This is a genomic window from Streptomyces misionensis (genome assembly GCF_900104815.1).
Taxonomy (GTDB): Bacteria; Actinomycetota; Actinomycetes; order Streptomycetales; family Streptomycetaceae; genus Streptomyces; species Streptomyces misionensis.
The window spans coordinates 3359027-3382529 of record NZ_FNTD01000004.1 but is presented as its reverse complement, the minus strand read 5'-3'; the positions used below and the strand labels follow the sequence as shown (position 1 = coordinate 3382529).

28 protein-coding genes and 1 tRNA gene are annotated in these 23503 nt (G+C 72.3%); 11 read left to right on the top strand and 18 right to left on the bottom strand.

Annotation, left to right across the window (positions count from 1 at the left end; genetic code table 11):
* Nucleotides 1-13: 13 nt before the first annotated feature.
* Nucleotides 14-1312, top strand: coding sequence for an SAM-dependent methyltransferase (locus tag BLW85_RS16980; RefSeq protein WP_070023667.1), 1299 nt, complete (start codon nt 14-16; stop codon nt 1310-1312).
* A gap of 73 nt (nt 1313-1385) precedes the next feature.
* Here the strand turns inward: BLW85_RS16980 and BLW85_RS16975 are convergent, their stop codons facing one another.
* Together BLW85_RS16975 and BLW85_RS16970 are read right to left on the bottom strand one after the other, a co-directional pair.
* Nucleotides 1386-3914, bottom strand: a complete 2529-nt coding sequence (locus BLW85_RS16975) for an ABC transporter permease (protein ID WP_074992490.1) — start codon at nt 3912-3914, stop codon at nt 1386-1388.
* Nucleotides 3914-4684 (bottom strand): ABC transporter ATP-binding protein, encoded by a 771-nt coding sequence (locus BLW85_RS16970; RefSeq protein WP_070023663.1) that lies wholly within the window; start codon nt 4682-4684, stop codon nt 3914-3916. The genes BLW85_RS16975 and BLW85_RS16970 overlap by 1 nt, the downstream gene beginning before the upstream one ends.
* 419 nt (nt 4685-5103) lie before the next feature.
* Between BLW85_RS16970 and BLW85_RS16965 the strand changes: the two genes are divergently transcribed.
* Together BLW85_RS16965 and BLW85_RS16960 are read left to right on the top strand one after the other, a co-directional pair.
* Nucleotides 5104-5190 (top strand) — tRNA-Leu (locus BLW85_RS16965).
* 191 nt (nt 5191-5381) lie between these two features.
* A complete protein-coding gene (locus BLW85_RS16960) occupies nt 5382-6272 on the top strand; it encodes a Bax inhibitor-1/YccA family protein (RefSeq protein ID WP_074992489.1) in 891 nt (296 codons plus the stop codon).
* 66 nt (nt 6273-6338) lie between these two features.
* Here the strand turns inward: BLW85_RS16960 and BLW85_RS16955 are convergent, their stop codons facing one another.
* Complete coding sequence (locus BLW85_RS16955; RefSeq protein WP_070023660.1) at nt 6339-6569, bottom strand: DUF4287 domain-containing protein; 231 nt, start codon at nt 6567-6569, stop codon at nt 6339-6341.
* A 99-nt stretch (nt 6570-6668) separates the two neighbouring features.
* On the opposite strand from BLW85_RS16955, the gene BLW85_RS16950 reads away from it, so the two are divergent.
* Nucleotides 6669-6980 carry a hypothetical protein gene (locus BLW85_RS16950; RefSeq protein ID WP_244174868.1) on the top strand — a complete coding sequence of 104 codons (312 nt, stop codon included), beginning with the start codon at nt 6669-6671 and terminating at the stop codon, nt 6978-6980.
* A 39-nt stretch (nt 6981-7019) separates the two neighbouring features.
* Here BLW85_RS16950 and BLW85_RS16945 read toward each other — a convergent pair whose 3' ends face one another.
* The 3 genes from BLW85_RS16945 to BLW85_RS16935 all read right to left on the bottom strand — a co-directional run bounded on the left by BLW85_RS16945 (nt 7020) and on the right by BLW85_RS16935 (nt 10529).
* Nucleotides 7020-7799: a hypothetical protein gene (locus BLW85_RS16945; RefSeq protein WP_070023656.1), complete on the bottom strand. Its 780-nt coding sequence runs from the start codon at nt 7797-7799 to the stop codon at nt 7020-7022.
* 302 nt (nt 7800-8101) lie between these two features.
* Nucleotides 8102-9322 carry an acetyl-CoA C-acetyltransferase gene (locus BLW85_RS16940; protein ID WP_070023654.1) on the bottom strand — a complete coding sequence of 407 codons (1221 nt, stop codon included), beginning with the start codon at nt 9320-9322 and terminating at the stop codon, nt 8102-8104.
* Nucleotides 9323-9509: 187 nt separating this feature from the next.
* Nucleotides 9510-10529, bottom strand: coding sequence for an SGNH/GDSL hydrolase family protein (locus BLW85_RS16935; protein ID WP_208624850.1), 1020 nt, complete (start codon nt 10527-10529; stop codon nt 9510-9512).
* A gap of 160 nt (nt 10530-10689) precedes the next feature.
* On the opposite strand from BLW85_RS16935, the gene BLW85_RS16930 reads away from it, so the two are divergent.
* Nucleotides 10690-12081, top strand: coding sequence for a cystathionine beta-synthase (locus BLW85_RS16930; protein ID WP_070023653.1), 1392 nt, complete (start codon nt 10690-10692; stop codon nt 12079-12081).
* A gap of 61 nt (nt 12082-12142) precedes the next feature.
* On the opposite strand, the gene BLW85_RS16925 is transcribed toward BLW85_RS16930, so the two are convergent.
* Genes BLW85_RS16925 through BLW85_RS16910 form a run of 4 tightly spaced genes read right to left on the bottom strand, consistent with a single transcriptional unit; the run spans nt 12143 to nt 13552 of the window.
* A complete protein-coding gene (locus BLW85_RS16925; protein WP_074992487.1) occupies nt 12143-12334 on the bottom strand; it encodes a DUF397 domain-containing protein in 192 nt (63 codons plus the stop codon).
* On the bottom strand, nt 12331-12525 hold the full coding sequence (locus BLW85_RS16920) for a DUF397 domain-containing protein (RefSeq protein WP_074992486.1): 195 nt from the start codon (nt 12523-12525) through the stop codon (nt 12331-12333). The genes BLW85_RS16925 and BLW85_RS16920 overlap by 4 nt, the downstream gene beginning before the upstream one ends.
* Nucleotides 12522-12716 (bottom strand): DUF397 domain-containing protein, encoded by a 195-nt coding sequence (locus tag BLW85_RS16915; RefSeq protein WP_074992485.1) that lies wholly within the window; start codon nt 12714-12716, stop codon nt 12522-12524. Before BLW85_RS16915 ends, BLW85_RS16920 begins: the two co-directional genes overlap by 4 nt.
* Nucleotides 12713-13552, bottom strand: a complete 840-nt coding sequence (locus BLW85_RS16910; protein WP_074992484.1) for a helix-turn-helix domain-containing protein — start codon at nt 13550-13552, stop codon at nt 12713-12715. The genes BLW85_RS16915 and BLW85_RS16910 overlap by 4 nt, the downstream gene beginning before the upstream one ends.
* Nucleotides 13553-13664: 112 nt before the next feature.
* Between BLW85_RS16910 and BLW85_RS16905 the strand changes: the two genes are divergently transcribed.
* The 3 genes from BLW85_RS16905 (at nt 13665) to BLW85_RS16900 (ending at nt 14621) form a co-directional block, all read left to right on the top strand.
* Nucleotides 13665-13868, top strand: a complete 204-nt coding sequence (locus BLW85_RS16905) for a hypothetical protein (RefSeq protein WP_074992483.1) — start codon at nt 13665-13667, stop codon at nt 13866-13868.
* A 148-nt stretch (nt 13869-14016) separates the two neighbouring features.
* Complete coding sequence (locus BLW85_RS38845; RefSeq protein ID WP_143060447.1) at nt 14017-14208, top strand: hypothetical protein; 192 nt, start codon at nt 14017-14019, stop codon at nt 14206-14208.
* A gap of 35 nt (nt 14209-14243) precedes the next feature.
* Nucleotides 14244-14621 (top strand): hypothetical protein, encoded by a 378-nt coding sequence (locus BLW85_RS16900; protein ID WP_070023648.1) that lies wholly within the window; start codon nt 14244-14246, stop codon nt 14619-14621.
* A 376-nt stretch (nt 14622-14997) separates the two neighbouring features.
* Here BLW85_RS16900 and BLW85_RS16895 read toward each other — a convergent pair whose 3' ends face one another.
* The 3 genes from BLW85_RS16895 to BLW85_RS16885 form a co-directional block, all read right to left on the bottom strand.
* Nucleotides 14998-15441: a hypothetical protein gene (locus tag BLW85_RS16895; RefSeq protein WP_070023646.1), complete on the bottom strand. Its 444-nt coding sequence runs from the start codon at nt 15439-15441 to the stop codon at nt 14998-15000.
* Nucleotides 15442-15524: 83 nt separating this feature from the next.
* Nucleotides 15525-16094, bottom strand: coding sequence for a carbonic anhydrase (locus tag BLW85_RS16890; protein WP_239697584.1), 570 nt, complete (start codon nt 16092-16094; stop codon nt 15525-15527).
* A 170-nt stretch (nt 16095-16264) separates the two neighbouring features.
* Entirely contained in the window at nt 16265-16687 is a 423-nt protein-coding gene (locus BLW85_RS16885) for a MerR family transcriptional regulator (protein WP_079172351.1), read from the bottom strand.
* A 60-nt stretch (nt 16688-16747) separates the two neighbouring features.
* On the opposite strand from BLW85_RS16885, the gene BLW85_RS16880 reads away from it, so the two are divergent.
* From BLW85_RS16880 to BLW85_RS16870, 3 genes are all read left to right on the top strand, one after another.
* Entirely contained in the window at nt 16748-17953 is a 1206-nt protein-coding gene (locus BLW85_RS16880) for an MFS transporter (protein ID WP_074992481.1), read from the top strand.
* A gap of 141 nt (nt 17954-18094) precedes the next feature.
* Nucleotides 18095-18937, top strand: a complete 843-nt coding sequence (locus BLW85_RS16875; protein WP_070023640.1) for a MurR/RpiR family transcriptional regulator — start codon at nt 18095-18097, stop codon at nt 18935-18937.
* Between the two features lie 152 nt (nt 18938-19089).
* Nucleotides 19090-19644 carry a hypothetical protein gene (locus BLW85_RS16870; protein WP_070023638.1) on the top strand — a complete coding sequence of 185 codons (555 nt, stop codon included), beginning with the start codon at nt 19090-19092 and terminating at the stop codon, nt 19642-19644.
* A 7-nt stretch (nt 19645-19651) separates the two neighbouring features.
* Here the strand turns inward: BLW85_RS16870 and BLW85_RS16865 are convergent, their stop codons facing one another.
* From BLW85_RS16865 to BLW85_RS16845, 5 genes are all read right to left on the bottom strand, one after another.
* Nucleotides 19652-20026 carry a roadblock/LC7 domain-containing protein gene (locus BLW85_RS16865; protein WP_070023636.1) on the bottom strand — a complete coding sequence of 125 codons (375 nt, stop codon included), beginning with the start codon at nt 20024-20026 and terminating at the stop codon, nt 19652-19654.
* 11 nt (nt 20027-20037) lie between these two features.
* Nucleotides 20038-20529, bottom strand: a complete 492-nt coding sequence (locus tag BLW85_RS16860; protein WP_070023634.1) for a roadblock/LC7 domain-containing protein — start codon at nt 20527-20529, stop codon at nt 20038-20040.
* 31 nt (nt 20530-20560) lie between these two features.
* Nucleotides 20561-21448, bottom strand: a complete 888-nt coding sequence (locus BLW85_RS16855) for a hypothetical protein (protein WP_074992480.1) — start codon at nt 21446-21448, stop codon at nt 20561-20563.
* On the bottom strand, nt 21445-21828 hold the full coding sequence (locus tag BLW85_RS16850; RefSeq protein ID WP_070023630.1) for a hypothetical protein: 384 nt from the start codon (nt 21826-21828) through the stop codon (nt 21445-21447). Before BLW85_RS16850 ends, BLW85_RS16855 begins: the two co-directional genes overlap by 4 nt.
* Nucleotides 21829-22008: 180 nt before the next feature.
* Entirely contained in the window at nt 22009-23406 is a 1398-nt protein-coding gene (locus tag BLW85_RS16845) for a type III PLP-dependent enzyme domain-containing protein (RefSeq protein ID WP_239697585.1), read from the bottom strand.
* Between the last annotated feature and the right edge of the window lie 97 nt (nt 23407-23503).

Below are 23503 nucleotides of genomic sequence, written 5' to 3'. Positions count from 1 at the left end.
GGAGGTGTGCGTCATGGCCGACGCCGCGTCGCGGCTGAACAGTCTTGCCGAGCAGATGCTGGGGGCCCCGCTCCCGGTACGGCTGCGGGCCTGGGACGGATCACAGGCCGGGCCGCCCGGTGCTCCCACGCTCGTCGTGCGCAACCGGCGCGCCCTGCGCCGCATCCTGTTCAAGCCGGGCGAGTTGGGCCTGGCCCGCGCCTGGGTCGCCGGGGACCTGGACATCGAGGGCGACCTGTACACGGCGCTGGACGGCATGGCCGCGCTGATCTGGGAGCGCGGGGAGGACGGCCGCACCCTCCTCCAGGCCGTGCGCGACCCCGCCGCCCGCGCCGCCGCCCGCGAGCTGGTCAAGCTCGCCGGACCGCCGATCCCGCCCGCGCCGCCGCGCGAGGAGGTCCGCAGACGCCGCCATCTGCACACCCGCGGCAGCGACAAGCGGGCCATCAGCCACCACTACGACGTTGGCAACGACTTCTACGAGCTGGTCCTCGGCCCCTCGATGGTGTACTCCTGCGCCTACTGGGAGTCCTTCGGGAAGGACGCCACCCTGGAGGACGCCCAGCGCGACAAGCTCGAACTGGTCTGCCGCAAGCTCGGCCTGAAGGAGGGCCAGCGGCTGCTGGACGTCGGCTGCGGCTGGGGCTCCATGGCCCTGCACGCGGCCCGGGAGCACGGGGTGAGCGTCGTCGGGGTCACCCTCTCTCAGGAGCAGGCCGCGTACGCCCGCAAGCGCGTCGCCGACGAGGGACTGACCGACCGGGTGGAGATCAGGGTCCAGGACTACCGGGACGTCACCGACGGCCCCTTCGACGCGATCTCCTCCATCGGCATGGCCGAGCACGTCGGCGCCGAACGCTACCTGGAGTACGCCCGCCGGCTGTACGACCTGCTCACGCCCGGCGGCCGGCTGCTCAACCACCAGATCGCCCGCCGCCCGCAGCGCGACGAATCCGCCTACAACGTGGACGAGTTCATCGACGCCTACGTCTTCCCGGACGGCGAACTCGCCCCCATCGGCACCACGGTCACCCAGCTGGAGCGCGCCGGGTTCGAGGTGCGCGACGTACACGCCCTGCGCGAGCACTACGCCCGCACGCTGCGCCAGTGGGTGGCCAACCTGGAGGCCGACTGGGACCGCGCCGTGCGCCTGACCAGCCCCGGCCGGGCCCGGGTCTGGCGGCTCTACATGGCCGCCTCCGCGCTCGCCTTCGAACACAACCGCATCGGCGTCAACCAGGTCCTCGCGGTCCGCACCCCCGAGTCGGGCGCCTCCGGGCTCCCGCCGCGCACCCGCACCTGGCAGGGCTGAACCGCCCGGCACGGCGAAGGGGCCCCGCGAACGCGAACGCGGGGCCCCTTTCCGGTGTCGTACGACCGCCCGGTTACTCGGCCTTGATGGCCGCCAGCACGTTCAGCCGGGCCGCGCGGCGGGCCGGCCACAGCGCGGCCAGCACGCCGACCACGCCCGCGAGCACCAGGAAGACCACCAGCCGGCCCCAGGGCAGGACCAGTTCGTACGTCGGCATCTTGGTGCCCACCAGCTGACCGGCCGCCCAGCCGAAGAACACGCCCAGACCGATACCGAGCACGCCGCCGAAGAGGGAGATCACCAGGGACTCCAGGCGGACCATCCGCTTGATGCCCCTGCGGTCCAGGCCGATCGCGCGGAGCATGCCGATCTCCTGGGAGCGCTCGAACACCGACATCGCCAGGGTGTTGACGACGCCGAGCACCGCGACGATCACCGCCATGCCGAGCAGGCCGTAGACCATGTTCAGCATCATGGTGAAGACCTGCGCGATGTCGTCGGACAGGTCCTTCTTGTCCTGGATCTTGATCGCCGGGTTGGTGCCCAGGGCCTTCGCCAGCCGGTCCTTGGTCGCGGTGGACGCGCCGTCGGCCGTCTTGACCATGACCTGCATGTCGGCGGGGTGGCTCAGGTGCGGGGTGAGCACCGCGTCGTCGAGCATGATGCCGCGGATCATGTCGTTGCCGTCGTAGATCCCGGCGACGGTCAGGGACTGGGCCTTGCCGTCCTCGAAGTGGGCGGTCAGCCGCGAACCGGGCGTCCAGCCGTACTCCTTGGCCCGCTCCTTGTCCACGACGATCCGCGTGCCGCTCACCGTGAAGCTGCCCTGGTCCACCTTCAGGTCCGTCAGCTTCGCGATGGACGCGCCGTCGACACCGGTCAGGAACTCGGTCTTGCCGTCGATGCGGGACTCGGCGTTGCGCAGCGGGCTGCTGGCGGTCACCCCGTCGGTGGCGGCGAGCTTCTTCGCCACGCCGGGGGAGAGCGGGGAGCCGTTGGCCATCGAGACGACGTAGTCGGCGCGGATCGCCGAGGCGGCCATCTTGTCGATCGCGTGCTGGAGGCTGCCCGCCATCACCGTCATGCCGGTGATCAGGGTCAGGCCGATCATCAGCGCCGAGGCGGTGGCCGCCGTACGGCGCGGGTTGCGCACCGAGTTCTGGCGGGCCAGCTTGCCCGCGATGCCGAACGCGCGCATCAGCGGGGCGGCGGCCGCGATCAGCGGACGGGACAGCAGCGGCGTCAGCACGAACACACCGATGATCAGCAGTACGGCGCCGAGCCCCATCGGGGCCTGGCCGGAGTCGCCGTCCATCGTGGTGGCGGCGAGGATCACCGTCACACCGGCCGCCGTGAACAGCGCGCCGATCGTGTTGCGCAGCACCAGCGACTTGGTGGTCGCCTTGGCGTGCACGCTGTTCATCGCCGCCACCGGCGGGATCTTCGCGGCCCGGCGGGCGGGCAGCCAGGCGGCCAGCATGGTGATGACGACGCCGACCACGAGGGCGGCGGCCACCGTACCGGGGCTGATCACCAGCGGTCCGTCGGGCATGCTCCCGCCGAAGGAGCCGACCAGGGCGCGCAGGCCCGCGCCGATCCCGATGCCGGCGAGCAGACCGGCCGTGCCGGCGACCGCGCCGACCACGAACGCCTCGATCAGCACCGAGCGGGTGACCTGGCGGCGGGAGGCGCCGACCGCGCGCAGCAGGGCCAGTTCCTTGGTGCGCTGGGCGACCAGCATGGTGAAGGTGTTGGCGATGATGAAGGTGCCGACGAACAGGGCGATGCCCGCGAACACCAGCAGGCCCGTCTTCATGCTGCTCATGCCGTCGGCGATCGCCTTCGCCTGGTCGTCGGCGAGCTTCTTGCCGGTGGTGGTCTTCACCTGGTGGGCGGGCAGCGCCCGGTCCAGCTGCGCCTTGAGCGCCGCCTGGCCGGTGCCGGGCTTCGCCTTGACGTCGATCTCGTCGTAGGTGCCGTTCTTGCCGAACAGCGCCTGCGCGGTGGGCGTGTCGAACAGCGCGAGGCTGCCGCCCGCGGTCACGTTGCCGTCGTCGGTGGTGAAGATGCCGGCGATGGTCGGGGTGAGCACGGGCCCGTCGACCGAGAGCCGCACGGTGTCGCCGACCTTGTAGCCGGCCCGCTCGGCGGACTTGGAGTCGAGCAGCACCTCGTTCCTGCCGTGCGGGGCGTGCCCGGCGATCAGCGGGTAGCGGGCGTCCTCGGCCCCCCAGTAGTTCCCGCCGCGGGACTGCCAGTCGCCGCCGACGAGCTTGCCGTGCTTGTCGGCGACGGCGGTGAAGCCGCCGACGACGCCGGTGGCGGAGGCGGCGCCGGGGACCTTGCCGGCCGTGTCGAGCATGGCCTGGGTGAGGTCCGGCATTGTGCCGACCTTGTCGCCCTTGGAGTCCTGGTACTTGGGCTGTACGGCGACGTCGACCTGGTCGAAGCCCTTGGCGGAGCTGTTCTGGAAGGCGTCGGAGACGGTGTTGGTGAAGACGAGGGTCCCGGAGACGAAGGCCACGCCGAGCATGACGGCGAGCACCGTCATCAGCAGCCGGGCCTTGTGCGCGAGGACGTTGCGCAGGGCGGTGCGGAACATCAGCTGGTACGGCCCTTCGCGTCGAACTGCTTCATGGTGTCGAGCACGGACTCGGCGGTCGGGCCGTACATCTCGTCCACGATCCGTCCGTCGGCGAGGAAGATCACGCGGTCCGCGTAGGCCGCGGCCACCGGGTCGTGGGTCACCATGACCACCGTCTGGCCCAGCTCGCGCACGGAGTTGCGCAGGAAGCCGAGGACCTCGGCGCCGGAGCGCGAGTCCAGGTTGCCGGTCGGTTCGTCACCGAAGATGATCTCCGGCTTGGAGGCGAGGGCGCGGGCCACGGCGACGCGCTGCTGCTGGCCGCCGGACAGCTGGGAGGGCCGGTGGCCGAGCCGCCCGGACAGTCCCACCATCTCGATGACCTGGTCCAGCCACGCCTTGTCGGGCTTGCGGCCCGCGATGTCCATCGGCAGCGTGATGTTCTCCAGCGCGGTCAGCGTCGGCAGCAGGTTGAAGGCCTGGAAGATGAAGCCGATCTTGTCCCGGCGCAACTTGGTGAGCTGCTTGTCCTTGAGCGAGCCCAGCTCGGTCTCGCCGATCCGCACGGAACCGGAGGAGAAGGTGTCCAGGCCGGCCACACAGTGCATCAGCGTGGACTTGCCGGAGCCGGACGGGCCCATGATCGCGGTGAACTCGGCCTGCCCGAAGTCGACGGAGACCTTGTCCAGGGCGACCACCCGGGTCTCACCCTGCCCGTAGATCTTCGACAGCTCCGTGGCGCGTGCGGCCACGGCGGTGGCCGTGCGTGCGGTGGGTGTGGTGGTCACGGGACGGTGCTCCTCGGGACGACGTGTTCATGGGGACTGCTCCATCGTCCCGTCCCGCAGGGCCCGGGGAGTCAGCCGCTGTTCCGGTTCCCGGGGGCGACTGGGGTCGGACCACGTGGGCGCCGTGTCATACCTGGGGAGGACCCCGGCCCTGAGCCGCCGGGGCCGCCGCCGTCCGGTCCGCCGTGTCCGGGCGGTCTCCAGAACAGGTGGGGCGCCCTTCTTCGGGCGGTGAAATTCCGTCATTTCACGTACAGGTGCACGTGCGTCACGTCACGCTACTGGCAAGTGCGGACGACCGGTTCCGTGGTCTGATGCACCCTCAGACGTCAATAAAATAAGACAACATCGGCCCGCCACTCCGCTGTCCGGGGGATGCGTCCCGATAGGCTCGGACCTCGAAGCGGAGCCCATGGCCTGCCCGGATGGTGGAATGCAGACACGGCGAGCTTAAACCTCGCTGCCCCTTCGCGGGCGTGCCGGTTCAAGTCCGGCTCCGGGCACCACTCACTTCTTCGCGCTCGGTCGGTGGCGAGTTCGTCAGGGAAGGCGATCACCCATGGCCGGGGCGCTCTCCTCCGCGTAGCGTGTGGACCGACACGGCAGGGGAAAGATCCTCCTCAGGTAGCATGATCGATCTTTTGCCAATCCATTACGCTTGAGCCAAGGCTGCGCACGGCAGCCATGGAGGAGTGAGATGAGGAGCAGCAACCCGGTCTTCTCGCGACGGGGGTTCAGCCGCGACAACGGCTACGCCGGCTTCAACACCGCAGCGCAGGCCGGGTACGCAGGGGCCAACCCGTACGCGCAGAACCCGTACGCGCAGAACCCGTACGCGCAGGACCCGTACATGCCGGCCGGCCACGCGCCGTCCGACGCCGAGTACGGCGCCCCGCCGCAGGCCCCGGCCGGTACCGGCCGGATGACGATGGACGACGTCGTCGTCCGCTCGGCCATGACGCTCGGCACCGTCGTGGTGGGTGCCGTCCTCGCCTGGGCGCTGCTGCCGATCTCGCCCACGAGCTACGGCCTGGCCGTCGGCTCCGCGCTGATCGCGTTCGTCCTGGCGATGGTCCAGAACTTCAAGCGCACCCCGGCCCCCGCGCTGATCCTCGGCTACGCGGCCTTCGAGGGCATCTTCCTCGGCGTCATCAGCGAGATGTACAACAGCCGCTGGCAGGGCGCCCCCTTCCAGGCGGTGCTCGGCACCATGGCGGTCTCCGGCGCCACCCTGCTTGTCTACAAGGCGGGCTGGATCCGGGTCACGGCCCGTTACGCCCGCATCGGCCTCGCCATCGCGATGGCCTTCCTGGTCGTCATGGCGGTCAACCTGCTGCTGGTCGTGTTCGGCGTCGCCGAGGACGGCGGCCTGCGCAGCTTCGGCCCGCTCGGCGCGGTCGTCGGCATCATCGCGATCCTGCTCGGCGCGTTCTTCCTGACGCTCGACTTCAAGCAGATCCAGGACGGCATCGCCTACGGCGCCCCGCGCAACGAGTCCTGGCTCGCGGCGTTCGGTCTCACCGTCACCCTGGTCTGGATCTACCTGGAGATGCTGCGGCTGGTGGCGATCTTCACCAACAACGACTAGCGCGCACCGCGCTGGTGAGAGGGGCCCCGGGCGCACGCCCGGGGCCCTTTGCCGTCGGTGGGTGCCTCAGCGCAGCTTGCGGGCCGCCCGGCGCAGGTCGTACTCGTGCACGATGGCCTTCGCGTGGCCGTAGGCCAGGTCGTACTCCTGGCGGAGCCAGCCGACCTTCTCCTCGAAGCGGACCAGGGCGGGGCCTTCCTCGACGGTGCGCAGCCAGTCGGAGACCTCGCGGCCGGTGCAGTGCGGGATGCGGGCGAGCAGATTGCGGTGGGTCTCGTCGGAGAACGGTTGGGACATCGGCACCTCCGAAAGCAAAGGGGCTGTGAGCCGGTCCTTCACTGCACCGTGCCCGAGCGTTCGCCTCTTGGCAACAGTGCGGAGCGTTACGCTCGGCGCGTGGTTGATACGACGCCCCTGAACCAAGCAGTGGATCACTTCGCCGACCGGTTGCGCGCGGCACCCCAGAGCAGGCTCCAGCGCGGCGCCGCCGCGGAGGCGCTGGCGCTGGCCAGGGAACTGGCCCGGCGGGCGCAGGCCGTCGAGGAACCGGGGAGCGAGCCCCGGGAGATGCCGGACGCGGGGATGTTCGCGGCGGCCGATCAGATCCTGGTCGCGGCCCACGACTTGGCGCTGGTGCTGAAGAGTGACGACGAGGTCGGCGAGGCGGTCCGGCTGGTGGAGGAGGCCCGGGGCCGGGCGGGGGTCTGAGCCGGGGCCCGGGGCCCCGCCCCGCGGACCCGCCGCGGCCTACAGGGACGCGATGACGCGGTCCGCCAGGATGTAGATCGTCTCCGCGCCGCAGGCGAAGGTGAGGGTGTAGGCGCCGGAGATGCCCGAACCGCCGAGCAGACAGGGGGCGTCGCCCGCCTCCACGGCCCGCGCCAGCCGTTCGGCCGTCTCGCGGTGACCCGGGGTCATGCACAGCGTGGTGCCGTCGGCGAAGACGTAGACGTCGAGGGTGCCCAGCGGGCCGGGGCGGACGTCGGACAGCTCGATCCGCTCGGCGGCCAGCTGCTCCAGCGTGGCGGCCGTGCGCTCGTGGTCGGCCGCGGCCGACCGCTCCGGGACGAAGTCCGGGTGCGAGGGGTGCCGGCGGCGGGCCGCGGCCAGCTCGGGGGACTCCCCGGCGAACTCGTCGGTGTCCGCGGTCGGCTCCGCCACCGGCTCCAGGCCGGCGAAGTCGGACTCCCGGGGCAGGAACGGCTCGTGGTCGGGCAGGCCGAGCACCGAGGGCGCGTCGGAGGCGTCGCGTGCCTCCTGCGCGGCCCAGAAGGCACGCGCCTCGGCCAGCTCCCGCTCCCGCTCCTCGGCGAGCGCCTCGGCCACGGCCGCGCGTATCCGGTCGGTGTCGGCGTGGCTGCGGGCATGCGGCAGCAGCGCGTGCATGGCGGCTGACTGGTTCTCCGCGAGCTGGGCCTGCAACTGCGTGAGCTGCCTGCGCAGCTTCAGCACGGTGCGCAGGACGGCGACGCCCACGGCGCCCGTGGCGGCCGTGGTGAGCAGCAGGGCGATGGGCATGGCGCTCACTGACGTACTCCCAGGTTCAAAGTCGACCCCCGACTTCCTACATCAGCTTGAAGGGCGGACTATCCAGCTGTCAGTGCGTAACGTCACGAAACGGACAGTTCTTTGGGTTCGCGGGCGCGTCGGACGGTGTGCCGGTCCGTGCTGACCTGCGCCGATGCCCGGGGCGGGGGAGATAGGTCACATCCTGGGGGAGATTGGATCACAGAAAGGCCCAGAACCCGGCGGTTTCCGGGGTTCTGGGCCGATCCCTGACGTGAAGTGCCCGATTCGCTACGGACGGTTGGCCGCGCGGGCGGCTCCGGTCAGCTGAGGCGCTCGATGACCATGGCCATGCCCTGGCCGCCGCCGACGCACATCGTCTCCAGGCCGAACTGCTTGTCGTGCCACTGGAGGGAGTTGATCAGCGTGCCGGTGATCCGGGCGCCGGTCATGCCGAAGGGGTGGCCGACGGCGATGGCGCCGCCGTTGACGTTCAGCTTGTCCAGGTCGATGCCGAGCTCCCGGTAGGAGGGGATCACCTGGGCGGCGAACGCCTCGTTGATCTCGACCAGGTCGATGTCGTCCACGGTCAGTCCGGCCCGGCGCAGCGCCTGCTTGCTGGCCTCGACCGGGCCGAGGCCCATGATCTCGGGGGAGAGGGCGGAGACGCCGGTGGAGACGATGCGGGCGAGCGGGGTCAGGCCCAGCTCGCGGGCCTTGGTGTCGCTCATGATCACGAGGGCGGCGGCGCCGTCGTTGAGCGGGCAGCAGTTGCCGGCGGTGACCAGGCCGTCGGGGCGGAAGACCGGCTTCAGCCCGGCGACGCCCTCCATGGTGACGCCGGCGCGCGGGCCGTCGTCCTTGCTGACGACGGTGCCGTCGGGGAGCGTCACCGGGGTGATCTCGCGCTCCCAGAAGCCGTCCTTGATGGCCTGCTCGGCGAGGTTCTGCGAGCGGACGCCGAACTCGTCCATCTCCTGGCGGGTGATGCCCTTCCAGCGCGCCAGGTTCTCGGCGGTCTGGCCCATCGCGATGTAGGCGTCGGGGATCAGCCCGTCCTCGCGCGGGTCGTGCCAGGTGGTGCCCTCCTGCTGGGCGACCGCGGCGGTGCGGGCCTCGGCCTCGGCGAACAGCGGGTTGTGCGTGTCGGGCAGGCCGTCGGAGCTGCCCTTGGCGAAGCGGGAGACCGTCTCGACACCGGCCGAGATGAAGACGTCGCCCTCGCCGGCCTTGATGGCGTGCAGGGCCATCCGGGAGGTCTGGAGGGAGGAGGAGCAGTAACGGGTGATGGTGCAGCCGGGCAGGTGGTCCATGCCCATCTGCACGGCGACGATGCGGCCGAGGTTGTGGCCCTGCTCGCCGCCGGGCAGACCGCAGCCGAGCATCAGGTCGTCGATGTCCCTCGGGTCCAGCTCGGGGATCTTCGCGAGGGCGGCCTGGATGATCGTGGCGGTGAGGTCGTCGGGGCGCAGGTCCTTGAGGGACCCCTTGCCGGCGCGGCCGATGGGGGAGCGGGCGGTCGAGACGATGACGGCTTCGGGCATCACGGCTCCAGTGAACGGGGTTTCGGGCAGGACCGGTTTGGAAGTTACCCGCACGTATGAACCAGGTCACCGGGGTTGCGGTGTGACACTGGCCGCAGTTTTCTAAGCGCTTGCTTGGTCGGGCCGGTCGCTCGGGTGTCCCCGGCCCTTCCAGTGCAGCACGGCCGCGCGGACTCCGGTACGCCGGTCAGGTCGACGGGGTCACCGGTTCGGCCTCCGGGACGCGGCGGCGGCGCCGGCGCTTGAGGAGCGCCCAGGGTCCGCGCGGGCCCGTCGGCATCGCCGCCGTGACCTCCGTGCCGGCCTCGGACGCCGCCTCCGCCGCGGCCCGGGCCACCGGCAGGAACCCCTCGCGGCGCATCACGTCCGGCCGCTCCTCCTCGGTCGGCCACAGGCCCAGCGCCGCGCACACCGTGGGCAGGACCGCCATCGCCGCCGTGGCGTAGCCCTCGGCCGAGGGGTGGAAGTTGTCCGGCCCGAACAGCTCCCGCGGGTTCGCCGCGAACTCGGGCCCCAGCAGATCGCCCAGGGACACGGTGCAGCCCCCCTGCTCCACCACCCCGATCGTCTGCGCCGCCGCCAGCTGCCGGGACGCCCGCCGGGCCAGCCAGCGCAGCGGCTGCTGCACCGGCTCGATCGTGCCGAGGTCGGGACAGGTGCCGACCACCACCTCCGCACCGGCCGTGCGCAGCCGCCGCACCGCCGCCGACAGGTACCGCACCGAACGCGTGAACGGCATCCGGTGCGTCACGTCGTTGGCGCCGATCATGATCACGCAGACGTCCGGCGCGGGCCGCTGCGAGGACAGCACCAGGGCCACCTGCCGGTCCAGATCGTCGGACTGGGCGCCCGGCAGCGCGACGTTCCACAGCTCCACCGGGTGTTCGGCCACCGCCGCGAGCCCCGAGGCCAGCAGCGCGCCCGGCGTCTGGCCCGCCCGGTGCACGCCCTGCCCGGCGGCCGTGGAGTCGCCGAGCATCACCAGCCGCAGCGGCGGATCACCGCCCGCGTCGTAGGAGTGGCCGTACACCCCGTCCGCCACCGGCACCCGTCCGCCGCTGCCGTTGCCCACATGGCGCCGGGCCAGCCGTACCTCCGCGAGGACCAGTCCGACGGCCGCCGCCCCGACCAGTCCGGCCCCGCCCCCGCCGTACGCCGCCCCGGCCGCGATCCGCCGGGCCACCCGCGCCCTCGACATGCTCGTCATGCGCCGCCGCCACCTCCTCCTCGCCCTCCACCCACTCCTTGCCCCGTACAGGGCGTGCGCCAATCTCGACGGTGAGTGAACGACCGCGCGAGCCGGGCGCCTGGCCTTAGGCTGGCGGCACCACTAGGACCACACTTTTTTGCAGCGACCGGAGACAACGGTGCGATTCCACGACTCGATGATCAGCCTCGTCGGCGACACCCCGCTGGTGAAGCTCAACAACGTGACCAAGGGCATCCAGGCGACCGTCCTGGCCAAGGTGGAGTACTTCAACCCGGGCGGTTCCGTGAAGGACCGCATCGCCCTGCGCATGATCGAGGCCGCCGAGGAGAGCGGGGAGCTCAAGCCGGGCGGCACCATCGTGGAGCCGACCAGCGGCAACACCGGGGTGGGCCTGGCGATCGTGGCCCAGCAGAAGGGCTACAAGTGCATCTTCGTGTGCCCCGACAAGGTGAGCACCGACAAGATCAACGTGCTGCGTGCCTACGGCGCCGAGGTCGTCGTCTGCCCGACCGCGGTCGACCCCGAGCACCCGGACTCGTACTACAACGTCTCCGACCGGCTGGTGCGCGAGACCCCGGGCGCCTGGAAGCCCGACCAGTACTCCAACCCGAACAACCCGCTGTCGCACTACCACTCCACGGGTCCGGAGCTGTGGGACCAGACCGAGGGCAAGATCACCCACTTCGTGGCGGGCGTCGGCACCGGCGGCACCATCTCCGGCACCGGCCGCTATCTGAAGGACGCCAGCCAGGGCAAGGTGAAGGTGATCGGCGCCGACCCCGAGGGCTCGGTGTACTCGGGCGGCTCGGGGCGCCCGTACCTGATCGAGGGCGTCGGTGAGGACTTCTGGCCGACCGCCTACGACCGCACCGTCGCCGACGAGATCGTGGCCGTCTCCGACAAGGACGCCTTCCAGATGACCCGCCGCCTCGCCAAGGAGGAGGGCCTGCTGGTGGGCGGCTCCTGCGGCATGGCCGTGGTCGCCGCGCTGCGGGTCGCCGAGCGGCTCGGCCCGGACGACGTGGTCGTGGTGCTGCTGCCGGACAGCGGCCGCGGCTACCTCTCGAAGATCTTCAACGACGAGTGGATGGCCGACTACGGCTTCCTGGAGGACGAGGGCCCGAGCGCCCGCGTCGCCGACGTGCTGAACGACAAGGCGGGCGCCACGATCCCGTCCCTCGTGCACATGCACCCGGAGGAGACCGTCGGCCAGGCCATCGAGGTGCTGCGCGAGTACGGCGTCTCCCAGATGCCCGTCGTCAAGCCGGGCGCCGGTCACCCGGACGTGATGGCCGCCGAGGTCGTCGGCTCGGTCGTGGAGCGCGAGCTGCTCGACGCCCTGTTCTCCCAGCGCGCCTCCCTGGAGGACCCGCTGGAGAAGCACATGTCGGCCCCGCTGCCGCAGGTCGGCTCCGGTGAGCCGGTCGGCGACCTGATGCAGGTGCTGGGCGCGGCGGACGCGGCGATCGTCCTCGTCGAGGGCAAGCCGAAGGGCGTGGTCAGCCGCCAGGACCTGCTGGCCTTCCTGGCCAAGGGCGGCGCCAAGTAGTCCGACCAAGACGGGCCCCTTCCCGGACGGGAGGGGGCCCGCTTTTTCGTGCCTGGTGCGTTCAGACGCTCTGGTGAGAGGCGAACCGGACGAACGCGGACCAGGAGCCGGCGCGGAAGGTGAGGGTGCCGGCGTCGCGGTCCTTGGTGTCGCGGACGGGGACGGTGCCGGGGACGTTGGTGGCGACCTCCACGCAGTTGCCGCCGTTGTTGCTGTAGGAGGACGTGAACCAGCGGGGGGAGTCGGTCGTCACGGGGTTGCCTTTCGCGCGGCGAACTGGACGAAGGCGGACCAGGAGTCGGGGCGGAAGGTCAGCGTGCCGGCGTCGCGGTCCTTGGTGTCGCGGACGGGGATGGTGTCGGGCACGTTGGTGGCGACCTCGACGCAGTTGCCGCCGTTGTCGCTGTGAGAAGACGTGAGCCAGCGGGGGGAGTCGGTCGTCACGGGGTTGCCTTTCGCGCGGCGAACTGTACGAAGGCGGACCAGGAGTCGGGGCGGAAGGTCAGCGTGCCGGCGTCGCGGTCCTTGGTGTCGCGGACGGGGATGGTGTCGGGCACGTTGGTGGCGACCTCGACGCAGTTGCCGCCGTTGCTGCTGTAGGAGGAGGTGAACCAGCGGGGGGAGACGGTCGTCACGGGGTGCCCTTTCGTACCTCGTTGATCATGGCCACCGATGCCGCCTGGGGCAGAGCTTCGGCCTGCAACTGATGGTAGGCCGTCAACAGGGGCAGCACGGCTGCCGTTTCGCGCTCCACGTGCCCCCGCAACTGGGATTCCGCGTACGCGACCACGGACATGTCCGGCAGCGTCAGTAGATTCATCGGCAGGTTGAACGATCGCCGCGCTCCTATCCCAAAAGGAGACACATGGATGACCCAGTTCGGGTGGGAGGCGACTTCGACGAGTTGCTGGAGCTGCCGATCCATCACCTCCATCCCGCCGACTGTATGGCGGAGACAGCTTTCGTCCATCACCACCAGCACCATGGGTGGCCGGGGGCGCACCAGCGCTGCTTGTCGATGCGCTAAGAACGCAATCCGTTCATCGGCTTGTTCGGGTGTGATGGCCCCACGCCGCACATCGCCTTCCGCCACCGCGCGGGCGTACTCCGGGGTTTGTAGCAGTCCAGGGATGATGCCGATCTCAAACAGCCGGATCTCTGCTGCCTGACCCTCGTACTTGACGTACTCGGGGAATCCCTCCAGTAGCGCGCTGTGTCGCATCTCGCGCCACTCCCGCTCCAACGTCTCGGTCGAGCTGGCGAGACCGAACACCTGGTCAAGCCTCCTCGAAAACCGAAGAGTTGGCGGTTCACGTGCAGTTTCAACAGCCGAGACATGCTGGCTGGAATATCCCAGCTTCTCTGCCAGCTCCTCTTGGGTCCACCTCTGCCCCTCACGCAACCTGCGCATACGCGCGCCGAACGCTGCTGCGGGACTGGCCTCCGGGTCCAGCTCTCTGCGGTTGACCATCTCGCCCCAACTCGCCCTTCCTATCTGGCCCATTGAAGGATCCCCGAGTCTAGGCAACTCTGAAGCCGCTCGGTAGTGATTCCGCTACACAGAGGAGTGGCGAGGTAGGGACATGACGCGTGCGCGGGACCCGGACGACATGCTGGTCAGGCTGAAGCTCGCCTTCCAGGAGGCCGGATGGCTGGTTGACGTGGACGTCATCCAGACGCCCTGGGGGCCGCGCCTCGCCTTCCGGCACGGCCTGGGGCTGGACCACGTGGACGAGCTGATCCTGACGATCGAGGCCGGGATCAAGGCGAGGGTGATCCGGCCTTGACGATGACGCTCGCGGTGTACCGGTTGGACCGCCGGGGGAACCGGCACCTCGTGCGGGCACGGCACGAGGTGACGCCCCTCAAGCGGCCGGAATTCTCCAGCGCTTGGCCGCCGTGCGAGTGCCCGAGGCATCGCAAGCGCAGGCGCCCATGAGGTCCCGGCCGTTGGTGCGGGGCTTCTGCCTCCTCTGCCGCCACCCCAAGTACGTCTTCTGGATCGGTCCGGTCGAGCACGACAAGCAGCGGGCGCCGGCCTACGCCTGCGAGGACTGCTGCGCGTTCGTGCGGGCCTACGTCGACCAGTTCAACCGGCAGTGGGACCAGCGTCCCGCCGTGCCATGAGATACCCACCGTTGCATCTCGCCTGGGAGTCCGCGATGTTCCGATGCAAGGCCACGACCGGCTTGGACGACGGTGTCCGCGCCCTCGCGGAGCAGATTCCGTCCCCGCGTGCGGACGTCGACTGGGCGTCGTCCCCGTCGTTCCGGTGCATGCTCGAAGACGTACCCCACGAACGCCACGTGGCGTTCCTCCGTACCGGCGCGAGCATGGCCCCGGACTCCGACGTCTTCGTGTGCTGGCGCGCCGGGGCGCCCGGGCAGTGGCTCGAAGACATCGAGTGCTGCATGAACAGGCCGAACCCCCTGGCCACGGGCTGCACCCTCTTCAAGGGACACCCCGGACGGTGCGAATGGCAGTACGTCGACCCCGAGGACATGGCCGTCCAGGCGGCGGCCGACCGGCTGACCCTGTGACCCGGCGGCAGGGCGAGTCAGCCGTGACCACGGCGAACTCCGGGTGACCACGGCCGCTCCAACCGCCGCGGAACTGGTACGAGGGCGTCATGTGTACGCAGCACCCGCTTAACACGCGTACGGCACATTGGTGGGTGTCGGCAGGACGGAAGGACACCTCCCGGGCATCGCACCCCGGTGAGTCCCCCGTACCGGCCGGCGCGCGAACGGCGTCAGGACCTCCGGAGCGGCTCCCGGACCTCCATGGACGCCCTTGGACGCAGCCGGGCCTGACCCGGCCCGCGTCCCTCGCGGGGACCGCCGTCGTCCCGCCCCCCGGTAACGGGGGTGCGGCGGTCCCCGCGCCACTTCTTCCGCGGCGCGTGGACCGGTCGGCTCAGTCGGCCGTTCCCGAGCGCCCGCGTCCCCGGAGCAGCTCAGGGTTGAGCCGTACCGCCTGCGCCACGTTGACGCCGACGATGCCTATCCAGGTGACGACCATCCCGGCGAGTCCCGCCAGGGCGGCGCCGATCGCGGACAGCGGGATGGCGAGGACCAGGGTGAGCAGGGCGAAGCCGTAGCGTTCGCCCCAGGAGTCGGCGGCCGTCCTGGGCCGCCGGTCGCCGCGCGCGGCCGCCATCTGCTGCTCGGCCAGCTGCCGCCGCACCCGTCGGTCCACCGCGCCGTCCAGCCGCTGCTCGACCTTCTCCAGGAAGGACTCGACCAGGGCGGAGTCGTAGTCGTCGCCCAGGTCCCTGCGGGCCCGGACGGTGGCGTCGAGGTCCTTCCGCAGCTCGGCGTCGCTCCGGAGATCGGCGTCCTGCGGGTCACGTGCGCTCATGGCCCCACCCTAGGGAGCCGCAAGGCCCCGGCGCACTGGGGAAAGCCCCCCTCTCGGGGTGGTGGGGACCACCCCGGGAACCCTTAGGGCAACAGGGACACCAGCCCCGAAGCGGCGTCGAGGCGGGCGGCCGCCACATGGGCGGCGGCGAAGGCGGGATCGGCGCGGATCGCGTCGCGCACCCAGGCCGTGTGGGCGCGCAGGGTGTGCTCGGCCCAGTCGCCGGGCCGGCCCCGGGTGCGGCGGGCGGCCGGGGCGATCTCGTCCACCAGCAGTTCCAGATGGTCCGGCACCGGGGCCCCGGTGCGCAGCCGCTCCAGCGTGGCGGCCACGGCGGCGCAGCGGTCGTGCCCGAGCACCAGTACGAGCGGGGCGCCCAGCTCCTGCACGCCGTACTGGACAGCGCCGAGCACGGCCTCGTCCAGCACCTGCCCGGCCGTACGGCTGACCAGCAGCTCGCCGAGCGGCTGGTCGAAGACCAGCTCCGGCGGGACCGGGGCGTCCACACAGCCGACGACCACCGCGCACGGAACGCGCCCGGCCGGGCGGCCGCAGCGGCGTGGACGGCCGCCGGCGTAGCGGGCGTTGCCGGCGAGGAGTTCGTCCAGCACGGCGGCGGCGGTGCGCGGCGGCTCGCCGGTGCCGGGCGGCACGGACGGCGAGGGGCAGGGGGGACGGGGAGCGGGCGCGGCCGGCGTCCGTAAGGTCCGGTGGGGGGTGGCCATGACGCTTCCTCGGTGTCGTGCCAGTAGCGCTCACCGTAGGCGCCCGCTCCATCACTCTGGGTGGCGGTTTAACGACGCTTGGGTGTTTCCTCGCCGGGTCATCGCTGCCCCGATACCGCCTCTTGAACGGCCTCGCACGCGGGCTCCGGCACGCCCCGCACGCCGCCGCGGCGGACCGCCGCGACGTACTCGGAGATGGCGTCCCGGCTGCGGACCAGGCACTCGATGCGCCGGCTCATCCGGTCCAGCTCGCGCTCCAGCGTCGCCATCGTCTCGGGGGTCGCGTCCGTGACGTGGATGGCCCGGGGCTGCTTCAGGCAGGGCAGGATCTGCTTGATGACGCGGGTCGGCAGCCCGGAGTCGAGCAGCCCCCGGATCTGCAGCACCCGGTCCACGCTGCGCTCGGGATAGTCCCGGTAGCCGTTGGCCGAGCGGTCCGGCACGAGCAGTCCCTGCTCCTCGTAGTAGCGCAGCATCCGGCGTGGTGTGCCGGTGCGTTCGGCCAGTTCCCCGATGCGCATGAGACGCCTCCCCGAGTCGACTTGACCTTCACATAAATGTGAGGGTTCAACGCTACAGGCATGACGACCTCCCAGGCATCACCACGCACCGGCGCGCCCGTCGCGCGGGCCGCCGCACTGCCCGTCTCCCCGCTCCTGGCCCTGTGCACGGCCGCTTTCCTGAGCATCCTCACCGAGGCCCTGCCCGCCGGCGTGCTGCCGGAGATGGCCCGCGACCTCTCCGTCGGCGAGGCCGCGGCGGGCCAGACGCTGACGGTCTACGCGATCGCCACGGGCCTGTCGGCGATCCCCGTCTCCCTGGCCACGGCGGGCTGGCGCCGCAAGCGGCTGATGCTGCTCGCGGTCCTGACGTTCGCCGTCGCCAACGCCGTCACCGCGCTGTCCGCGGACTACCTGCTGACCATGGCCGTCCGGCTGGCCGCCGGGGTCGCCGCGGCCGTGGTGTGGGCCGAACTCGTCGGCTACGCGCGCCGGCTGGCGCCGCCGCGGCTGGTGGGTCGGGCCATCGCGATCACCATGGCCGGCGTCCCGCTCGCCCTCTCCCTGGGCATCCCGATCGGCACCTTCCTGGGCGGACTGCTGGGCTGGCGGCCCACCTTCGGCCTGGTGGCCCTGGTCTCGCTGCTGCTGCTCGGCTGGATCGCCCGCTCGGTGCCGGACTTCCCCGGGCGGCGGCCCGGCGAGCGGCCGCCGGTGCGCGGGGCGCTCAGGCTCCCGGGCGTGGTCCCGGTGCTGTTCGTGGTGGCCGCGTACGTGCTGGCGCACAACATCCTCTACACCTACATCGCCGCGTTCCTGGACCGGCACGGCATGGGCGGCTCCCGGGACCTCGTCCTGCTGGTCTTCGGCGTCGCCTCGGTGGTGAGCATCCTGGTCACCGGCGCCCTGGTCGACCGCCGGCTGCGCGCCCTGACCATCGCCAGCGCCGCCCTGTTCCTGGTGGCGGCCGGTCTGCTGGCGGCACTGGCCGCAAGCGCGGTGGCGGTCTACGGCGCCATGGTGCTGTGGGGCCTGGGCTGGGGCGGCCTGTCCGCCCTGCTCCAGACCGCGGTCACCGACGCGGGCGGCGACCGGGGCCAGGCCCTGCTGGTCACCACCTGGAACTCGGCCATGGCCGCGGGCGGCGCGGCCGGCGGCCTGCTGCTGCGGGCCTTCGGCGCCGGGTCCTTCCCGTGGACCGTGCTGATCCTGCTGGCCCCCGTGCTGACCGTCGTGCTCACCGCCCGCGCGCACGCCTTCCCGGCGGAGCGGCCGGGGGTGGATTGAGACTCCGGGGTGGAGCGCGGGCCCCGGGTCGCGTTGTATAAAGGTATACAGCGCAACCTTTCCTGAATATCAGCCCGTGTTCGGCACGGCCTCGGCGCTGTACTCTCCCGGGGCGTCGAGGACATCCGAGGGGGAGTACACATGAGCGTGACCGACAGCCCGGCCAACCGGTTGCAGGCGCTCTTCGAGGGCCACCGGCTCACGCCGACCCAGCGCCGCATCGCGCACAGCATGGTGCGGCGCGCCGCCGACGTGCCCTTCCTGTCCAGCGTGGAGCTGGCCGAACTGGCCGGGGTCAGCCAGCCGTCGGTGACGCGGTTCGCGGTGGCCCTCGGGTTCGACGGGTATCCCGCGCTGCGCAAGCACCTGCGCGAGGTGGTGCCCGCCGAGCCCGCCCCCGAGAACGGCGCGCACAACGAGTACCAACTGGCCGTCGAGGCCGAGATCGAGAACCTGCGGCATCTCGCGGACCTGCTCGCCGACCCGCGTCCGGTGCGGGAGGCCGGCCGCGTCCTCGCCGCCTCCCGCCCGCTGCCGGTGCTCGGGCTGCGCGCCGCCGCCTCCCAGGCGTACGGGTTCGCCTACTTCGCCGCCAAGGTCCACCCGGACGTCCGGCTGCTGGAGGAGGGCGGCACGATGATCCAGGACCGCATCGACGCCGCCGTCCGCGCGGGCGCCAGCGCGCTGCTGTGCTTCGCGCTGCCCCGGCACCCGCGCGAGGTGGTCGACACCCTCGCCTACGCCCAGGAGGTCGGCCTGACCGTCGTCACGGTCGCCGACTCCGCGTTCGCGCCCGTCGCCAAGCACTCCGACCTGCTGCTGCCCGCCGCCGTCGGCACCGGGCTGGCCTTCGACACCGCGTGCGCGCCGATGCTGCTGGGCCGGGTGCTGCTGGAGGCGGTCTGCGACGATCTGCCGGACGCGCAGGCCCGCCTGGAGGAGTTCGACGCCAAGGCCGCCGCGCGGGGACTCTTCGTGGAGTGACCCGGCCGCCGGGGCGGCACGCGGCCGCGTCCTCTCAGCTCCGTCTCACGTTCGCGCGCTAAGGTCCCGGCCGACTGTGGAGACACGTGACACGGGAGGCCGACGTGGCGCGCGCGGGACGCGAAGGACGCGGTGGACAGGGACTGGCCCGGGTGGCCGTCGTCGTACGGGCGGGGGCCGCTCCGCTCTGGTGGCTCGGTGTGGCCGCCGCGGCGATCGGCGCCGCACCACAGGGAATGACGGGGCGCCGGATCGGTGTGTTCGCCGGGGCCGCGCTGTTCGTCGTCGGCGCCGCGGTGGTCTCGCTGGCCCGCCGCGGGCGGTACGCCGTCCTCGTTCGCTCGGTGGCCCGCGCGGGCAGGTACGACGTCCTCCAGGACCGGGCGGTGACGGTGCGCGCCTGGCGTCGCGGGCACCGCTGGTGGCTGCTGCTGGCCTGGGCCGTCGCGCTCGGCTCGGCCTTCGCCGTGCCGGTGGCCGGCGGACTGCTGCTGGCCGGGTGCGGCACCGGGCTGCGGCTGAAGGCCGCCTGGCTCGGCCGGCGCGAACAGGCCCTGGACACCCTGCTCTGGGTGCGCGTCGACTGGCTCGACCGGCGCGGCGGCGGCCCGGCCGGCAAGGCCGTCAAGGGCCTGCGCGGCACGGGCGTCGCGGCCGGCGACGCGGCCCCCGGCGGGGCCCGCCGCCGTACCGCGGCCCTCGTCTGAGCGGGGGTCAGACCTCCAGGTCCTCCTCGATCCGCTTCAGCTGGTGGCGGGCCATCGCCAGGTTGGCCCGGGCGGAGTCCAGGACCAGGTAGAGGAACAGGCCGTTGCCGCCGCGCCCCTTGAGCAGGCGGATGAGGTGGTACTGGTCGCTGAGCGTGATGAGGATGTCCTCGATCTCGCTGTTGATGCCCAGCATCTCCATCGTGCGCATCTTGGCGCGGATCACATCGGTGTTGCCGGCCGCGGCCACGTTCAGGTCGAAGGTCTTGCTGCCGCCCATCGTGCCCAGCGCCATCCCGCTGGTGTAGTCGACGAGCGCGACGCCGGTGGCGCCCTCGATCGAGGTCAGCGCCTCTTTGAGGGCGGTCTCGGTGTTGGCCATGTCGGGTCCTCTCAACTGTCGGTTGTGGTGCGTGCGGTGGTGGTGCGCGGCGTGCGCGTGGTCCGGGTGCGCGCGGGCGCGGGAGTCGCGGACCGGCGCGCGGGGGCGGCTTGGGCGGCGGCCTCGGCGGCGTCCAGCAGTTCGCCGATGAGGGCACCCGAGCGGCGGCCCTCCAGGTGCAGCCGGCCGACGTTGACCCGGTCCTGGGCGAGCAGGGTCAGTACGGCGCTGCGGCCGGCCGCGTAGGTGGCGACGTAGCCGCGCTCGCCGCGCACCAGCAGCTCCCGCAGGCCGCCGTTGCCGGTGGCGTCGGCGACCCGCACGGAGACCCCGAGCGCGGCCGCGGTGAGCGCCGCGAGGCCGTCCGGATCGACACCGGGCGTGTCGTGGGCGACGACGAGGCCGTCGACGCCCGCCGCGAGCGCCCCGGTCAGCTGGGGCACCCGGGTGCGCAGCCGGTGCAGCTCCTCCAGGACGGTGCGCAGGTCGTCCTCGGACACCATCAGCTCTCTCCTCTCGGCGGGGCGTGGCCGTTCAAAGCGCCTCCAGCGCATCCCTGAGCCTCTTCAGCAGCGCGATGTCGGGGTCGGTGACCGGGGGGACGAGCGGGGGCGGCGGCAGGTCCCGGACCTGCCCGGGTGCCGCCCCGGGCGCCGCCGGTACGGGTGCGAGGTGCCCGGCCGCCGCCAGCCGGCGGACGTCGACCAGCGTGTGGAACGCCTGCCGGCCCAGCTCCCGGGCGATGTCGGTGGCCGTACGGGTGCCGTCCACGCGGTCCAGGACGGCGCGTTGGCGGGGGGTGACGGGGGCGGCGCGGGAGGGTCCGGCCGCCCGGGGGCCGTTGGGGGCCGGGACGGCGGTGGGGGTCGGGCCGGCCGTCCGGGGGCCGGGGTCCGCGCGGATCAGGGGCGCGGTGTCGGCGGCCGGGTCGGGCCACAGGCGGTGCAGTTGCAGCCGGCGCCGCAGGGTCTCGTGTTCCAGCGCGACCACCGGGACCGAGGGCAGCGGGCCGGTGCGGGGCGCGCCGTCGTAGCGGAACCTGCCCGGTGTGCTGCTCGGCGCCAGGGCGAAGTACCCGGCGTCGTACAGCGCGTCCAGATGGCACAGCTCCAGCGCGCCCGCGGGTAACAACCCGGACTCCAGTAGGAGTTCGGCCGCGTGCAGCGGGCCCTCGGCCGCGGCGGCGGCCCGCTGCCAGGCGGCGGCCGCCAGGGTGCCGTGGGCCGTGAGGAGCACGTCGAGCCCGGGGGCGAGGGGGCTCTCGGCGTACACCACCCGGCCCTCGGCGAGATGCAGGGCGCCGTACTCGCGGACCAGGATCCCGGTGGCCCGCTCCTCGGCCAGCCGGGTCAGCATCGGGGACAGGGCGCGCGGGGCCGACTTGTCCCGCACCGGCAGCGGCGGTGTACGGACCATGGTCATCCCAGCACCAGGCGGGCGGCCATCTCGCCGAGCCGGATCCGGGCGAGCGCGAGATTGCCCTCCGCGCGCCCCAGCCACAGGTGCAGGAACACGCTGCTGTCGAACGACGTGTCCACGAACCGCAGCAGGTGGTAGCTGTCGGCGTTGCTGACGATCACGTCCTCCACGGGCGGCCGGTCCTCGCCGCGGGCGGTGAAGGTGCCGTGCTCGGCGGCGATCCGGGCCAGTTCGGCGGCCTCGGCGGCGGCCGCCTCGTGGTCCCCGCCGGGTGCCTCGCCGACGGTGCCGAGCGCGAGTCCGCTCGTCCAGTCCACCAGCGCGGCACCCCGGGCACCGGGCAATCGCATCGCTTCCAGCAGGCACTCGTCGATTCCGGGCACCGCGTGGCTCCCCTCCCGCCTGGGACTCCGGCTGAGTGACCCCGACACTACGCAACGTGTGGGGGAGGGGTGAGCCGTTTGGCATTTTCCAGTGGAACATGCGTCCGGCGTACTAGTGTTGGCCAACCGACCCCTGTGTCACCGGAGTTGATCCACTTGTTCGAGGCCGGCGGGGTCGCGTCAACGGCGCTCGGGCGCTCGGAGGGCGGCGAGCGCGGACGCGTGCGCCCCTCCGGACTCCGCGACCACCTCCGCGACCGTCTGCGGCTCCCGCACGGTGGCGAAGGCGACGCCGCCCGCGCCGTCCGGCACGAAGCCGTAGATCCCGGGCCGGGCCAGGGAGTTGTAGGCGTAGTGGTGCGCGAAGTAGTACGCGCCCGTGTCCAGCGCCGCCGCGTAGTCGCCCTGCTCCAGCGGGGGCAACGCGCGCCCCTCGGCCAGCAGGTCGCCCGAGAAGCAGGCCGGTCCCGCCACGTCCTGCACCACCTCGGGCCCCGGCTTCGGCCGGCCTTCCGCGTCGTACGCGGCCAGCCGCAGCGGCCACGCCCCCGGCGCGTACACCGTCCGCGTCGCCACCTGCACGCCCGCGTGCGTCACCGCGATCCGCCGCCCGCCCGAGCGCTTGGCGTACTCCACCCGCGCCACCACCGTGCCGTGCTTGGCCAGCAGCGACCGCCCGAACTCGGTCACCAGTCCGTAGCGCCCCGCGCGCAGCCCCGGCACCTGCTCGGCCAGCAGCCGCGCGTACTGCGCGTACGTCGGCGCCGTCGCCTCGCCCGCGAAGTTCACCGGCAGCCCGCCGCCGATGTCCAGCGTGTCGACCTGCCGCCGCCCCACCCGCGCGTTGATCTCCTCGGCCAGCGCGAAGGTCTCCGCCACGCCCTGCGCCAGCAGCGCCAGCGGAATCCCCTGTGAGCCGGTGTGCGCGTGCAGCCGGGTCAGCCACGGCCGCTGCGCGTACGCCTGTACGACCCACTCGCGCGCCCCCTCGTCGCGCAGCGCCACCCCGAACTTCGAGGTCTCGGTCGCCGTGGACGTCGCCCCGATGCTGCCGCCGCCGATCTGCGGATTGACCCGGATGCCCAGCGGGGAACGGGTGGGCGCGCGGCCCACCAGGGCGTCCAGCCGGGCCAGCTCCTGCGGGTTGTCCGCGTTCACCGCGATGCCGAGCGCCAGCGCCTCGCGCAGCTCCGCCGGGGTCTTGGCCGGTGAGTCCAGCACCGTGTGCGCCACCGGCACGCCGGCCGCGCGGGCGAGGGCCAGCTCGCCGGGGCTCGCCACCTCGGCGCCGATGCCCGCCTCGTGCAGCAGCCGCAGCACCGGCACCAGCGGGGTCGCCTTCACGGCGAACGCGTGCAGCACCGGGGTGCCCGGCGCCAGCACCGCCTCGAACGCCGCCCGCAGCGCCGCCGCCGACTCCCGGATGCCGGTGACGTCGAGCAGCCCCACCACCGCCGCGTCCGGCCCCAGCAGGCCCTGCGCCACCGCGGCCCGCACCGCGTCGTCCCGCCGCGCGGCCCGCTGCCCCGCCTCGGCCTCGGCCTCGGCCGTCACCTCGTCCACGACCTCGTGGTTCACCGCGTCTCCCTCCTGTCGGCCGTCAGGTGGTTCCAGCCAAACACCCGGGACGCACGGATGGGGACGCCCCGATGTATTGACTAGTTCTATTCAGGCG